Annotated in this window: 12 protein-coding genes and 1 pseudogene; 5 read left to right on the top strand and 8 right to left on the bottom strand. The window is 59.1% G+C overall.

The genetic code is table 11. The features are described 5' to 3' along the window. Positions 1 to 241 precede the first annotated feature (241 nt). Positions 242 to 757, top strand: a pseudogene (locus AB4Z52_RS26825) (type II toxin-antitoxin system HipA family toxin); the annotation flags it as partial. A gap of 82 nt (positions 758 to 839) precedes the next feature. On the opposite strand, the gene AB4Z52_RS26820 reads toward AB4Z52_RS26825, so the two are convergent. Both AB4Z52_RS26820 and AB4Z52_RS26815 read right to left on the bottom strand, forming a co-directional pair. Continuing rightward, the gene (locus AB4Z52_RS26820; RefSeq protein ID WP_442220939.1) at positions 840 to 2,012 is read right to left on the bottom strand and encodes a YVTN family beta-propeller repeat protein; all 1,173 of its coding nucleotides are present in this window, start codon (positions 2,010 to 2,012) and stop codon (positions 840 to 842) included. Then, positions 2,009 to 2,848, bottom strand: a complete 840-nt coding sequence (locus AB4Z52_RS26815) for a creatininase family protein (RefSeq protein WP_442220938.1) — start codon at positions 2,846 to 2,848, stop codon at positions 2,009 to 2,011. The genes AB4Z52_RS26820 and AB4Z52_RS26815 overlap by 4 nt, the downstream gene beginning before the upstream one ends. 348 nt (positions 2,849 to 3,196) lie before the next feature. On the opposite strand from AB4Z52_RS26815, the gene AB4Z52_RS26810 reads away from it, so the two are divergent. Genes AB4Z52_RS26810 through AB4Z52_RS26800 form a run of 3 tightly spaced genes read left to right on the top strand, consistent with a single transcriptional unit; the run spans position 3,197 to position 4,011 of the window. Beyond that, entirely contained in the window at positions 3,197 to 3,505 is a 309-nt protein-coding gene (locus tag AB4Z52_RS26810; RefSeq protein WP_442220937.1) for a type II toxin-antitoxin system RelE/ParE family toxin, read from the top strand. Further along, positions 3,495 to 3,833, top strand: a complete 339-nt coding sequence (locus tag AB4Z52_RS26805; protein ID WP_442220936.1) for a helix-turn-helix domain-containing protein — start codon at positions 3,495 to 3,497, stop codon at positions 3,831 to 3,833. Before AB4Z52_RS26810 ends, AB4Z52_RS26805 begins: the two co-directional genes overlap by 11 nt. Further along, entirely contained in the window at positions 3,781 to 4,011 is a 231-nt protein-coding gene (locus AB4Z52_RS26800; RefSeq protein WP_442220935.1) for an AAA family ATPase, read from the top strand. Before AB4Z52_RS26805 ends, AB4Z52_RS26800 begins: the two co-directional genes overlap by 53 nt. A gap of 285 nt (positions 4,012 to 4,296) precedes the next feature. On the opposite strand, the gene AB4Z52_RS26795 is transcribed toward AB4Z52_RS26800, so the two are convergent. Genes AB4Z52_RS26795 through bcsA form a run of 4 tightly spaced genes read right to left on the bottom strand, consistent with a single transcriptional unit; the run spans position 4,297 to position 11,820 of the window. Continuing rightward, on the bottom strand, positions 4,297 to 6,144 hold the full coding sequence (locus AB4Z52_RS26795) for a hypothetical protein (protein ID WP_442220934.1): 1,848 nt from the start codon (positions 6,142 to 6,144) through the stop codon (positions 4,297 to 4,299). Next, a complete protein-coding gene (locus tag AB4Z52_RS26790) occupies positions 6,123 to 7,214 on the bottom strand; it encodes a glycosyl hydrolase family 8 (RefSeq protein WP_442220933.1) in 1,092 nt (363 codons plus the stop codon). The genes AB4Z52_RS26795 and AB4Z52_RS26790 overlap by 22 nt, the downstream gene beginning before the upstream one ends. Beyond that, positions 7,211 to 9,583 (bottom strand): cellulose biosynthesis cyclic di-GMP-binding regulatory protein BcsB, encoded by a 2,373-nt coding sequence (locus tag AB4Z52_RS26785; RefSeq protein WP_442220932.1) that lies wholly within the window; start codon positions 9,581 to 9,583, stop codon positions 7,211 to 7,213. Before AB4Z52_RS26785 ends, AB4Z52_RS26790 begins: the two co-directional genes overlap by 4 nt. Further along, positions 9,580 to 11,820, bottom strand: a complete 2,241-nt coding sequence (gene bcsA / locus AB4Z52_RS26780) for a UDP-forming cellulose synthase catalytic subunit (protein ID WP_442220931.1) — start codon at positions 11,818 to 11,820, stop codon at positions 9,580 to 9,582. The genes AB4Z52_RS26785 and bcsA overlap by 4 nt, the downstream gene beginning before the upstream one ends. A 693-nt stretch (positions 11,821 to 12,513) precedes the next feature. Here bcsA and AB4Z52_RS26775 point away from each other — a divergent pair. After that, complete coding sequence (locus AB4Z52_RS26775) at positions 12,514 to 12,771, top strand: diguanylate cyclase domain-containing protein (protein ID WP_442220941.1); 258 nt, start codon at positions 12,514 to 12,516, stop codon at positions 12,769 to 12,771. Here the strand turns inward: AB4Z52_RS26775 and AB4Z52_RS26770 are convergent. Together AB4Z52_RS26770 and AB4Z52_RS26765 are read right to left on the bottom strand one after the other, a co-directional pair. Further along, a complete protein-coding gene (locus AB4Z52_RS26770) occupies positions 12,768 to 13,004 on the bottom strand; it encodes a hypothetical protein (RefSeq protein WP_442220930.1) in 237 nt (78 codons plus the stop codon). The two genes, AB4Z52_RS26775 and AB4Z52_RS26770, sit on opposite strands and share 4 nt — an antisense overlap. Beyond that, on the bottom strand, positions 12,985 to 13,668 hold the full coding sequence (locus AB4Z52_RS26765) for a PDZ domain-containing protein (protein ID WP_442220929.1): 684 nt from the start codon (positions 13,666 to 13,668) through the stop codon (positions 12,985 to 12,987). Before AB4Z52_RS26765 ends, AB4Z52_RS26770 begins: the two co-directional genes overlap by 20 nt. Positions 13,669 to 13,687 lie beyond the last annotated feature (19 nt).

The raw sequence follows: 13,687 nt of genomic DNA, 5'->3' as shown, positions 1-13,687 counted from the left end.
CGGCAAAGAACGACGGGTTGTCACGGTAGGCCAACAGCATAGCGGCCCGCGATACTCGGCTCGCCGGTTCGCTTCGAGACCGCGAAAGTGCCGTCAACGTTTCAGTCTCTTGCTCGCTCATCGCCAGCTCGATTACGCGCCGCCTTGGTGCCATGATGAAACTCCTCGGTTGAATAATCTCAAACGAGGAATCCACGAACACACTTCAGGTTCCATCAAAGGCCGCTTTCATGGAATCGATCGTCTAGTGCATGATGGCTTCGAATGGCGATGGCACGGGTCCGATCCGGACGGCCCGCCGCTCGTGCGGCAGACAACGCCCGGCAAACTGCCGCCTTTCATTGAATCACTGCTGTCGGAAGGCTGGCTTGGCAAAGTGCTTAACAACCCTGACGAACGGGCAGAGCTACGCACCGGCAAGCGCTATATGTCGAACATCACGATCGTCGAACGCGCGAGTGAGCTGGCTGCCCTCCCGGCCGATATTTTGCTGACAAGATTGAGCCAATATACGGCGGATCACATGTTTACGGGAACCTATGCCGGTCCCGGACGCGGCAGCATTCAGGAAACATTCGAACGGAATCTGGCGCGGATCTTCGCGACGGGCGCGACGCCCCGCCTGTCGGTCGTCCAGATCAAGGCGCCGATGTTCCTTGATGCGGACGGCACCCTGATACCGAGCACGGACAAACCGTTCACACATATTCTAAAGCCTGCCGGCACGTCGGGATTCGAGGTGCTACCCGCGATTGAGAGGCATGAACCCGCGTCGCTATCCATGTGACGGAGCGCTGAAGCAGTCCAAGGAAGAAGACATCCGCTCGGCAATATGCGTACTATCGCATATTGCCCGTATGGCCTTGCGAGTACCTCCCAGGTTGCGGCCAAACCGTCAGGCCATGGGGTTCGGCGCCAACAGGAACTTTCTGGACGGCCCCCGAGGCGGTATCGAACATGTACACCTCGTTGTCGAAGCGGCCGGACAGCCACAACTGTTTTCCATCAGCACTAACATTACCCATGTCGGGACTACCGCCGCCCGGGACAGGCCATTGTGCGACGATGGAGCGAGTTGCGAAATCGATGACGCTTACGCTGCCTAGACCCTTTGGACTTGCCCCTTTCATTTTGTGCGAACCGCGATTTGCAACATAGAGCTTCGTCCCATCACGGCTGACGACAAGCCCATGCGCTCCGACACCCGTTGCGATAAAGCCGATTTCGGCAAAGGTGCCAGCATCAATTAGGAAAATGCCATCGTTCATCATGTCAGCGACATAGAAGACCTTACCATCTGGCGAAAGCCGAATGTCCTGCGGCATGCTCTTCTTGGAAAGTACAAGACTACCGAGCACCTTCCGGTTCGCCAGGTCGACCTTAATCAAGCCACCGCCGCCAAACTCGCAGGTAAATATTGCATAGGAATTGTCGGCGGCAAAGTCCGCGTGATTGATGCCATGGCAGGTCGGCGTTGGGATGACTGACTTCAGCGCCATGGTTTGAGGATCGCGTAGATCCAGCTGCTTGTATGCTTCATCGACAACGATCGCCGAGCTGCCATCCGGCATGAAATACATGTTGTAGGGATCGCTTATCGGAATTGATTTGCCGGGCATTCCCGTTGTTGGATCAATCGGCGTCAGACTGCCCTTGTTTGTGCGGCTGGCATTATTGGTGACCCATAGCGTTTTCAAATCCCAGGAGGGAACGACGTGTTGCGGTTGGAATCCGACTTTGAAGCTGCCAACTTGCTTCAATGTGGTGCTATCGATGATCGACACGCTGTTAGACGAATGGTTCGGAACGTAAACTCGTGGCAACGCTCCTAATGTAGCCAGACCCATGTGATCTGGCGTTGTCTCGCTGTACACGTTGGTGGGGATGGGTGGCGTCGGGGCGTTACAGTCTGACATGCATGGCGCGCCGGCGGAAGCCACACCCGTGGACAAAATAGAAAGCAGCGCCAACGCCGCGCAAGCAATGGCAAAACGCCTGAGGAGTGCAATCATTTTAGCAGCTTCTGCTTTGCGACGAAGCCGCGGATGGCGTCGGTCGTTCCGTTGACGATAAGGTCTATGCCAAGTTGGCCGAGCTCGGCTGATGATCGTGCCGGGTCGCCACCGTAAACGCCATCGGTTGCGCCGAACTTGGGCGCGGTTGCGATGCGATCCCTGCGCACCATCGAGGGATCGACGGCGAGCATGAGCGAAGTATCCGCCAGACCCGCATGCGTTCCAATTTCTGACTGCTTTACGCCGGCCGACAGAAGCTTGTCGACATAGGGGCCCTGGGTAATCTCATAATATTCAAGTGCTGCAAAAACTCTAACCGGGGTATTCTTCCATTTGGCATTCAAGCGGTCGGCCACTGCGCGCTCACTGCTTTGATAACCGCCGTGATCGCCGATCAGCACAATCGTCTTGAAGCCATGGAGTTTAAAGCTGCCTGCCGCGGACTCCAGTATCTGTTCAAACGCAGCTGTACTGATCGTGATTGTGCCCGGAAATTTCATGTGGCCGCTTGGAGGTTCAATGCTGCCTTCCGGAACATATGAAACAACCGGAGCAACGAGCGCGTTGCCCAATCGCTCGGCTATCTTTTCAGCCAGAAACTTTGCCCGCACATTGTGCTTGCCCAACGCCATGACGGGGCCGCTTTGCTCGACACCGCCGATCGGGATGATGATGGTAGTCATCCCGGATTTGATCAGATCGCGCAGCTCGGTCCAAGTCTGCTCTTCGAGCAAAACTGACGCGTTCGCAGGGCTTACGGTAGGTAGAAGAAGCCACATAGATAAAACAGCGAGTAAAGCACCACCAAACGTAGAATTGCGCCGGAAGACCATCGTGCCTCACATAAATTTGTGTCACTGCCAGATGTAGATTCAATTCTACGCGTTGTTACTTTACAGAATCGTAAGATGGACAGCCCTCTTCCTGGTCAAACGGCGTTTCCCGGTGATCGTTGGGCATCAAAATTGTCTACGGTTCCTGGGGACGCTACCCTTCATACTGATCCCTGCACCAACGCCGCGCAGGGTCGCAAGAACTGCAAACTGAATTAAGTTAAAAGGGCTTGACGAATTATGAGTTATTACTCATAACGATAATAGATGGAAAACTTGCCCCGCGCTACCCGACCGCTTGTTTGGATAGCGTAAAGCCGCAAAGACTATGCGGAGTTTCCGCCCAAAGTGCAGGAAACCTTTGGCTTTGAGCTGTTTTTGGCGCAGACGGGACAACACCCTCCATCAGCGAAGATGCTCAAGGGCTTCGGCAATGGTATAGTGGAGCTGGTCGAAAACTACGACAGCGACACCTACCGAGCCGTCTATACCGTCCGTTTTGATAGGGCGATCTACGTGTTGCGTTGCTTCAAGAAGAAGTCCAAGCCCGGCATCAAAACCCCCCAGAGCGATATCGAGCTGATTTGCTCCGCTTCCGTGACGCGGAAGCCGATTATACAGCCAACCAAAATGAGGAGCGCAAGTCATGAAAACTGAACATGTCGAGGTTCATGCCGGCAGCCCCAATATCTTTGCGGAGTTGGGACTGCCAGATGCCGAAAACCACTTTTTGAAGGCACAGATTGTCGCGGCGTTACATCGTCTCGTCACCGACCAGAAACTCAGCCAGGCAAAGGCTGGCGCCCTCATGGGCATCACTCAGCCCGAGGTCTCTCGCCTGTTCCGGGGCCACTTCCGTGAATACTCCGTCGAACGCCTGATGGGCTTCCTCACGTCCTTCAATCAAGACGTGGAAATCACCGTCCGTCCCCATGCAAAGGCCGGGGAAGTTGGGAATATCACCTTCAACGCTGCATTTGCGTAATAACAAAACCGGCTTCGGCCGGTTTTTCCTGTCCAATTTTCGCTCTTCTCAGCAGGCAGAAATCGAACTTCAGCGCGATCTCACTGTCTTCGTAGGCGAGAACAATGGCGGCAAGAGCAACGCGATCGATGCAACACAAGCAGCATTCGGAATGCGTTTCAACAGAGATAGAACATAGAAGCCATCGCTTTGGGCAGGCAAAGATGGAAACAGTCCCGAGCCTGGCTGCGACGAGAATATTCGCGATGTATATCCGCCACCGCTTAGGGACGCCAAGAGATCGCTGGCTTCAGGAAATCCGACGCGGATCATGGCTCTACCGAGGCATTTTTTTGCAAGGCTCCTCTCAGGAAGACCTTGCAAAGGCATTTGCTCGAACCCCTACCTCCTATTTCAAAGGCAGGGATTCACGGCAAGCAGCGAACGTCATCCAAATTCTGCTTCCGCGTTCAATGGACGTGCTCTAGTCGAACAGGGCGGCCAGCAGGCTCTTCGGCCGCTCCGGTTTCTTCTGTACGACGACACGTGCCATGCGCGGCTTGGCTCGGCTGTAGGTCTTGAAGTTGTCGAGATCGCCGTAGGTCTTGCCATATTCCGACTTGAGGGAGGCGAGCTTGACATAATCCTTCGTACGGGCGGAGACCACCGCCATACCGAGCACGCCGCCTTCGGTCACGTTCCATTCCATCGACTGGGCAAAGAGCGTAGCCGCGTCCTTCACGCCATCTTCATCCAGGGCCTTCCAGCCGAGGGCTTGGGCGCCGAGAGCCGACTTGGCGGCATAGACCGCCGTCTTGAAGGTCTCGATGTCCTTGTCGGAGAGCTTCAGGTCAACGTCTTTTTGTGTCAGTGCGCTGGCGACGATCTCGATGTATTCCTTTCGCAGGTCTTCGGAGGAGTCTATGTATTGCGAGGCGATCTGGAAGGCATCGCCGACCTTGCCGAGATTGCGCAGGGTCAGCACGACGCCTTCGAGGTTCTTCGGGTCATTGCCGTAGTGCGTGCCGGTGGAGAACCAGGCGTTTGCCGCCTGCCACTGCTTCTGGCCGTAATAGTACCAGCCGAACAGGCCGGCATCGGCTTCCGATTGCGTCGACACCACGAAGGAGGCGAAGGACTGCAGCTCGGTGTCGGTCAGCTTCTGGGCCAGCTGGTCGCCGGCGGCGATCTGGCCCATGCGCTTGCGCACGCTGTCAAAGGCGAGGTTGGCAAACTCCGAGGTACCGTCGGGCATGGTGCGGCCGAAGGCGAGCAACGAGGTCGTGCCGGCTTCCGGCAGCAGCTGGCTTGCCTTCTGGATCGTCGCCATGCGATCCGGCGCGGCGTCGCAATGCGTCAAAATATACTTGTAGAGCTCGAAGGAGTACGAGAAGTCGCGTGTCTTGGCCAGCGCCTCGCCGACCTGCCACATCGTGTTCATCTCGCTGCAGACGAGAAGATCTGGCTGCTGCTGCGCGGTGGTGATGACCTGCTGCCAGTTGGCCTGGCCATAGGCACGATCGACGAGCTTGCGGGATTCAGCGATCGAAAGCTTGCTTATCAGATCGGTCGAAGGCTTCCACTGCGGATTGGTGCTCTGCAGGCGGGCGAGCTCGGCACGCACGCCAGTGTAGTTGCCGGTGGCGTACATGTCCCAGAGCGGCTGCTCTTCAACGGAGGCGGTCTGGTCAAAGAGATTTTCCGGCGCTTCCCAATCCGGATAGAGGGCCTTGAGGCGGCGCAGTTCGGCGCCGAGGCGCTTCAGGTCACGGTTGGTCGCATAGTAACGAAGCGCCGTGTCGTCGACCTTTGCAGGCGTTGCTGCAGCCGGCGCGTTAGCCGATGAGGCTGCCTGTGCGGAGGCTGCAGCCGGGGCAAACGAGTTTGAGCCGGAGGCCGGAGCGGGTGCGGTCTGGGCGGCGGCAAGTGCTGCCGCCGGGGCCATTCCCTTGAACCCGCCAGCGCTGTCGGCGGTCGCCGGCTGTGGTGCCGGGGCGGTCCGTGCCACGGGTGCTGCGGCGGGTGTCGGGGCAAACGGGTTCTCGCCCGGAGCGACGTTGGCGATGACGGGCTGAGCCCGGGCGGCCGGTGCAGCCGATGGCATGACCACGTTCGTTGCAGTGGCGGGTGCGCTCGGCGCGACAGTCATGACCGGTGTCTGTGGCATCACGACCATCGCGTCGGCGCCGGACGATGCGGCGACAAGAGGCTGAAGCGTGGCAAACGGCGTCATGTTGCCGGCCTGCGAGGTCATGACGGTGGAGAGGTTGGGCAGCAAGAAGATGGCGCCGCTGCAGAGCAGGACAGCTTTTACTGAAGATCTGGCAAGCATCGGGGATACCTTTCTGCAAGAGCAATGAGACTGAGGAGATGCAGGGTCGACGGGTAGTAGTCCGTCGTTTCGAATGCGGTGGCACGGCTTGCCGTCGTCTCGTGGCCGAGGCTGCACGAGACGAGATCGGCGACGGCGGCGTAGCCCGGATCAGGCATGCCGGCGATCGGCGTGGCGGTGGCAAGCTCGATCACCGCCATGGTATTGTCGGCCGATTGGCGCCAGACATCGGCGAAGGTCGCCAAGATGTCGGGATAGTCCCTGGAATACCAGGCGACGTAGAGCGGAACGCGGATGGCGTCATGGCCGAACTGCGCAGGATAGCCGGCTGCCGGTTGCGGCACCTTGCCGTTCAGCGACACCCAGTCGGATGGCAGGTGCGCCGGTCCGAAGCGTGCTGTTCTCGTCAACGACAACCCGGTCTTGATCAGCTCGGCCGCCGGGAACGAGCTGGAGGCGACGCCCAGATCGCGGATGGCCGGGAAGACCCAGTAGGAAAGGTTGACGACCGGGCCGTCCGGCTGGTCGGCCGGCGAAAAGCCGTGGGCGCCAGGCAGCAGAACCTTGCCGTAGCTCGTGTCGACGACCACCTTGCGGGCGATGGCGTCGGCGATGTGCTTTGCCGCGTCGCCGTAACCTCCCCCGCCCCACTTCTGTGCCGCCTGTGACAGCGCCCAGCCGATCAGCAGGTCGCCGTCGGTGGCATTGTTGGTGTCGGTCACGTGCGGCGTAGCTGCCGGGTCCCAGCGCCATGCGGCAAGGCCGTCGGTGCTGAGGTAGAGGTTCGCCTTCGTCCAGGCCCATATGCGGTCGAAGCTGTGGCGGTCATCGGCAGCCACCGCGATCAGCATACCGTAGCCCTGACCCTCGCTGTGGCTGATGTCGTTTGCCCGGGTGTCGACAACCCGGCCTTCCGGGGTGACGAATTTGTCGCGATAGAGGAGCCAGGCGCCCGACACGAAGTCGGAGGGGATGAAGACCTGGCTGCTCTGGGCGCCCGCCATGCCCAGCGAGCAGGTCAGGACACCGGCAAGCAGGAACAGCCTGTTGTAGATGCCCTTGCGGATCATCGTCCCCGTCCCAGCTTGAGGAACAGGAAGGTCGAGATGCCGAGCAGGATGGCAGCACCGATCTGGGCGAGCGTGTATTCCCAGACGTGGTTGGAGAACCAGCCAGCCACCACCAGGCGCAGATTGCCCACGGTTGCCGCCTGCGTCTGGAACAGTGCCACGCGCGTCGGCTCGACTTCGTCGACCACCTGGCCGCTGGCGCTGAAGGACTGGATCGACCCGTTGAGGCGGCTCCAGGTGGCGCGACCCATGATGGCGTCGACATTGGCCGAGAGCTGTGCGCTGGTCGGCGCGGTTACGATCGTCCAGGCACCGCCTTCATCGACCTCGTTTTGGGCGATCAGGAGCGCTGCGTTGTCCGATGGCTGGAAGCGCTTGCCGTCCGCGCCGCCGGCGGTGTTGGCGCCGACGCGCAGCCGGGAGACGATCGCACTGGCGTAGGATGCCATCTCGTCCTTCATCGCCATGACACCGTCGCTGAGATGTCCGACCGTGATTGACAGCCGCGCCTGCACGCCGTCGGCAGGTGCAGCGTCGGCGGACTTCGCCTCGGACTGCGTGTCGAGGGCCGATGCGGCTGCGAGCGATAGTGACGGCACGATCGCCGCACGACCAGGTTCGCCGGGCGAAAGCCCCAGGCCGCCGGCCATGCCCTGCAGATCGAGGCCAACCTTGTCGACCATGTCCTGCGGCAGATCGCCATAGGTCCCGAAGGCCATCATGGTCGGTTGCCGTGCATCCGGCATCGACGGGGTCACGTCGACGGACAACACGTGTCCGGATGAATAGGCCATCTTGGCCAGGAACGATCCGGCGGCGTCCAGCGCTGCCGGATTGAAGTTCGGCACGAAGACCGGCAGCGGCGATGCCGCGTTTGCCTGCTTCTGCAGCGACGAGCCCGAAACGAGTGCTGCGATGTCGGGGTAGCGTCCGACGCGGGCGAAGTTCGGCACCTCGAGATAGCTGTCGCCGAGGATCAGCATGCGCGGCCGCTCCTGGGAACTGGCGACCGGATCGCAGACCGCATCGCTAGGCGTCGGCAGGCGGGCTTCGATCTGGATGGTGTTTTCGCCCGGACGCAGCTTGTTGAGCGGGATCGGCAGGCTCTGATCCTTGATTAGCCCGTTGCGGCCGGCCCCGAGCGTGATGTCGGCGACAGTTTCGCTGTTGGCGCGCACGATCAGCTCGGCGTCCTTGGAAAGGCCGGCTGCATATTGTGCATTGAGGTGCAGCACGAGGGCCGCATAGTCACCAGGATAGAAGTCGGATGGCAGAGAGAAATTGACTTGCTGGCTATAGAAGCGGCCCGTGAAGGGCTCGGTGATGAAGCCGAGATTGCGCAGCGGAACCTGCGTCGCCGGTGCAAGCAGCCGTCCCTTCATGTTGTTCAGCGCCCGCAAACCCTGCGGCGTACCGTCATGTTGTTGCTTTTCGGCCATCGCCGTCAGCAATGTGACCGAGCCGTCGACGTCCTCTGCGGTGCGCGCGGCGACCAGCAGCGTCTTGCGTTTGCCGTCGGCCGACGAGAGGATGCTGATGCCGTCCTTGATGGTCTTGCCGTCGGGATTGCTGCCGAGGATGTCGCCCACCGTGCTGTAGGTGCCGACGACGACGTCGATGCCGGGCTCGGTGCTCTGGGTGTTTGTGATCCGAACGGCGGGATGGTCGAAGCTGCCGAGAAGGGCGAGCGACTGGACGATCGCCATGGTGCGGTTGATGTCGCTGCTCGGGGCGCCTGGCAGGACGTGGCCGCGGATCGGGGTGCGGCCGTTGGCCAGGCCGCCGAGCGCGATCAGGTCCGGAATGGAATTGCCGTCGGGCTTCGATGCGTTGGCGAAGACAAAGCCGCTGCGATCCGGATCGATCTGCGTCCAGAGTTCGTAGGTGGCGTCGACCGTGCAGTCGACGCGGTGCTTCTGGTCGACGAGGATTGATACGGCGTTGTAGCCCGGCTGGATGAGGCCGCTCGGCACCGAGAACTCGACGCGATGCGCGTCGCCGGCGTCGAGGCGCACCGTCCCCAGCTCCTGGTCGTTGACGAAGACGCGCATCTGGGAACGCTCGGGTGCGGCCGAGATTGCGGTCTGCAGCGTCAGCATCAGCTTTGCGGAGCCGGCGATCTCGGAAGGTAGCGCGTAGAACGGATATTCGTTGCTGGCGCTTTCGCCGTTGAAGAACAGGGAGCTGCGGTCGGCAGCGATGCGGCGCAGATTGCCGTTGATCTCCACCGGCGCGGCGACGGTTGCCGCCGGCTTGGGACCGAGGCCGGAGAGGGAGAAGCCCTGCTCCTGCGCCACCGCGCTGTTGCTTGCCAGGATGCCGAGCGCTACGCCGGCCATGGCAATCTTGTAACGGACGAGCGTGCTCACAGGACACCTCCCTTGGCGTTGACGGAAACGGGAACCGGAACCTCGTTGGAATTGGCCGGCTGGTTGAACTTCTGTTGCTTGACGTCGGCGTCGGAGGAACCGCCGGTTATGGCAAGCCCGAGTGCTGCGACCGGGCAGGTGATCGCCCATTTGATGAAGGTTAGGCTGCTGCCGATCATGCTGACGCGCTTCTGGCGTTTTGCCCTGAGGGTGCGCACCTGCTCGAGATCGCGAAACATGAGCTCGGAGATGATCGGGTAGTGATGCGCTTCGGGATCGAACTTTAGGACGATCGGGGTGTTCTCACCGGTGGCCTGGGCGCTGATCGTGATCGGCATCGAGGAGACGATGAGGTTGCTGGAAGGCGACACCAGCGACAGGCGGCCGTAGTCGCCCTTGCGCAGGGCCGCTCCGGCATTGCGGGCAAGTACCACCTTGGCACCGGCCGACGAGGCCTCGATGACGGTACCGGAGACGACCGTGTCGCCGAAGCTCAGCTGGACGCTGGCGCTGCTCGGCAGCTGGATGCCTGCCACGTCGTTGCGCCGTTCGGTGACCACGCCGAGTGCTGCCCCTGCGATGATCAGGTTCAGACAGTTCCAGCCACCGACGATCAAGAGCTGGCCGCTGATTTCAGGCTCGGTGCTGTAGCGATAGGCGGCCACGAAGAGCGCGATGCCGAGAACCGCGTAGATCAGGAAATAAGGCAGGGACAGTTCCGACAGGCGATCGCCGCGGGTCGACATGCCCTTTGCGGTGACGTTGAAGGTCGGCCGGCGCGGATGGGCGATAACGCTGCAGACGGCGCGGAACAGGTAGACCGACTGGGTGTAGGAATAGAGTTCGGAAACCCAGGGCCAGCGAACCTTACCGTAGAGATGGTTGCGGATCAGCTCGGTAACGACGAGGTAGGTCACCGAATAGGCGAGGAAGTCACCCGAGGACGCGACGAAGAACTTCATGTTGAACAGGATGAAGAGCAGAGGCGCGCAGAAGAAAACGGCACAATAGACCGGGAAGAACCAGAACATTGCCGTCGACAGGTAGCAGATGCGCTGCGGCAGGGTGAGGCCGGCCTTGAAGAGCGGGTTCTTGAGCAGCAGGATCTGGATCATGCCCTGGCACCAGCGCGAACGCTGACCGATGAAGCTGGAGAAGGTTTCCGGCTGCAGGCCGGAGATCAGCGGCTTGTCGACGTAGGCGCTGTGCCAGCCGCGGGAGTGCAGTTCGAGCGCCGTCTCGCAATCCTCGGTGATGGTGACGCCGGAGAAACCGCCGACCTCGTCGAGCGCCTCACGGCGCAGCACTGCCGCCGAGCCGCAGAAGAAGGCGGCGTTCCAGCGGTCGAGACCCTTCTGGATCTTGCCGTAGAACATCTCGTTTTCAGACGGCATGTCGGTGAAGGTGCCGAGGTTATGCTCGATCGGGTCCGGGTTGGAGAAGAAGTGCGGCGTCTGGACCAGGAAGAGCTTCTCATTCTCGGAGAAGTACCCGATGGTTTCCTGCAGGAAGTTGCGTTCGGGTGCGTGGTCCGCGTCGAAGACGACCACGAGTTCGCCGTCTGTGCGCATCAGGCCGTTGTTGAGGTTGCCCGCCTTGGCATGGACGTTTTCGGCACGGGTCAGGTAGGTAACGCCGAGATCCGCGCACAGGTCCTTGAGCTCGGCGGCACGCTTGTGGGCGGCTTCGGAGACCTCGGGATTGGGAGAGTTGCGCTTCTGATCGGTGCCGCCGTCGTCGAGGAGGACGATGTTCAGCTTGTCTTTCGGATAATGCATTGCCTTGGCCGAGGAGAGCGTCAAGGCGAGGATGTCGCTGCTTTCGTTGTAGGACGGCACGAAAACATCGATCGTCGGGCAATCTTCATCCTTCAAGCGCGGCGCGGGCGGCCGTTCATAGGGGTCCGAAACCACGAACAGGTTCGCAGCCAGCATCGCAATGCAATACATCTCCACCGCGTAGAGCAGAATGCCGGGAATGAACGAATAGAGGTCGTCGATCGGCGGAAGCGTGCTTGTCGTTCGCCAATAGGCGTAGCGCAACACCACGACGGTGCCGAGCGCCAGGAGGATATGTCGCCAAATACCGTCGAGCCGAAGTATACTTATCATGGCAAGGATGCCGATGACGAATACGGACAGAACTATTTGGACAGAGTTGCCTAGCGGTTGCGTTATAAGGAACACTGCTAGAATAGAACTAAGGGACCAGATAACAAAGGAAAAATTCTTACTCATCATGTCTACCTCGATACATAGAGACTGACGTTGCGTTAACAAAGGATTATCCATTTATCTTCTTTTTGCAATGCAACATAAAATGGTATAAAATAAGATATTTGATTTAAATTTGAGGAATTAAGAAATTTATTTGGTCAAAAATTGAAAAAGTCGCGGAATTTTAAAGCAACTGAATATTCTACAAGCATTTTGAGCAAGGAATACGCTTAATTAGTACGGTTAAGCTGTTGGTGCTGGCGCGGGTGAAATATATACAAATGAAAAACTTGGTTAAATTCACAAGATCTTCCCGATATTCAATTTTTGATGGTGTTCATTGGATTAATCGACCAGAAATACACTAATCTCCTGCTATACTTAAATTTAGTTGCGGCCGTGAAGGTTGCAACGCACATAAAAATCAACCGAACCTCTAATATTTCTGTTGCAATGCAGCATGTGGACGAAGTCTGACGACACGTCGGCGCGCCCAACGGAAGAACCCGATGTGTTGAATTCCACGCGAAATTCCCCCCTTTGCCATGTCATGGCAACCAAAGATTGCGTCCGAATATTGGCGCTCGTCTTGGACTTTCGCCCCGCCCGCGGGGTTAATGCCAAGCGGAAAGGTCGGTCAAATCACAGCGGAACTCAACAATGCGATGCCTATCAGCTCGATGACATCCTTCTGGCGCTTTGGTGGTCGGATTGATGCGCCTCGTTTACTCGGGACTGAGGGTTTGGGATTTGCGGCATGAGGTAGCGCATCGAAGTGCGGCCCAGCAGAGTGCTGCTTGGATCACAACACACGACAGCTTGACGGCACTTTTTAATTGGCGCTCGTTCGAAGAAAGAACTGTTTCGAATGCTGCTTGCGTTTCGAGAGCATTTCTCGCGGTATTTTCTATTTACATTGACGACTTCAAACAAATCAACGATGTCGCCGCGTGCGACTTTGTATATTCTTAAGCGCCTGCGACGCAGCAAACCCGAGCGCAGTCCAGCAGATTCAAGTTTTGAAACATATTCGCCGACTGAAGTGCGAGAAAATCCTGATGGCGATGACGCTGTATATTGCGGCCGATCACCGAGCCGTCGGGAACAAACCGGGCCACGCGCAAGACTGGCCCGGTTTGTTTATCGAAATTGCCGGCGAGCTTCTCGCCGTCAGGTTGGCTGGCGTCAGTCGTCGCCGCCCTCATCACCAGAATCGTCCGAGCTGTCGTCGCTGCTGTCGTCCGCAGTGTCGCTGGAATCATCGTCAGCTGACTCGTCCTGGGTCAGGTCCTCCTCGACCGTCGCCTCTTCGCTCTCTTCGGAAGTCTCAATTTCCGTCGATTCCGCGGAAACATATTCCTCATAGGATGACGAGCTTTCCGTCGTGTCACTCTCCCAGCTGGAGACCTCGCTGACCGCGATCGCCTCGTTGTAGGATTCGAGCGTGACAACCGCGGCGATGGCGACCACCGCGCCGCCGCGCTCGACGCCGAAGGACATGTCGGAATGGCCGGCCTTCAACTGGCGGCGCACGGCGACATCAACGTCGATCGGCTTGTGAACCTTGTGGCCCTGAACTTCGGCCAGAACGTCGCCTGGCTTGATCCCCTGCTTGTCGGCAACGCCGCCAGGCTTGACGGAAAGCACCAGAACGCCGTGCGCGCCTTTGTCGAGCTTGAACTTCTTGATCACGCCCTTGTTGATCGGCAGCAGCAGCGCATCAAGCGCCTTGGATATCATCGGCCCGGATTTCGCATGGCCGGCCGGCGGGGTTGCCGCCAAGGCAGAGTGAATTCCGGCAAACGGGGAAGCAATATGTGCGACAATGATCAATGCACGAAAGGCACGATACGAATTCTTCAAGACCATCTCCTGGGTTGGCGCGAAC

It is taken from the genome of Rhizobium sp. 2YAF20 (assembly GCF_052114685.1).
Lineage (GTDB): Bacteria > Pseudomonadota > Alphaproteobacteria > Rhizobiales > Rhizobiaceae > Rhizobium.
Note: the sequence above shows the minus strand (reverse complement) of the source record. Positions and strands in the feature narration are given on the sequence as shown.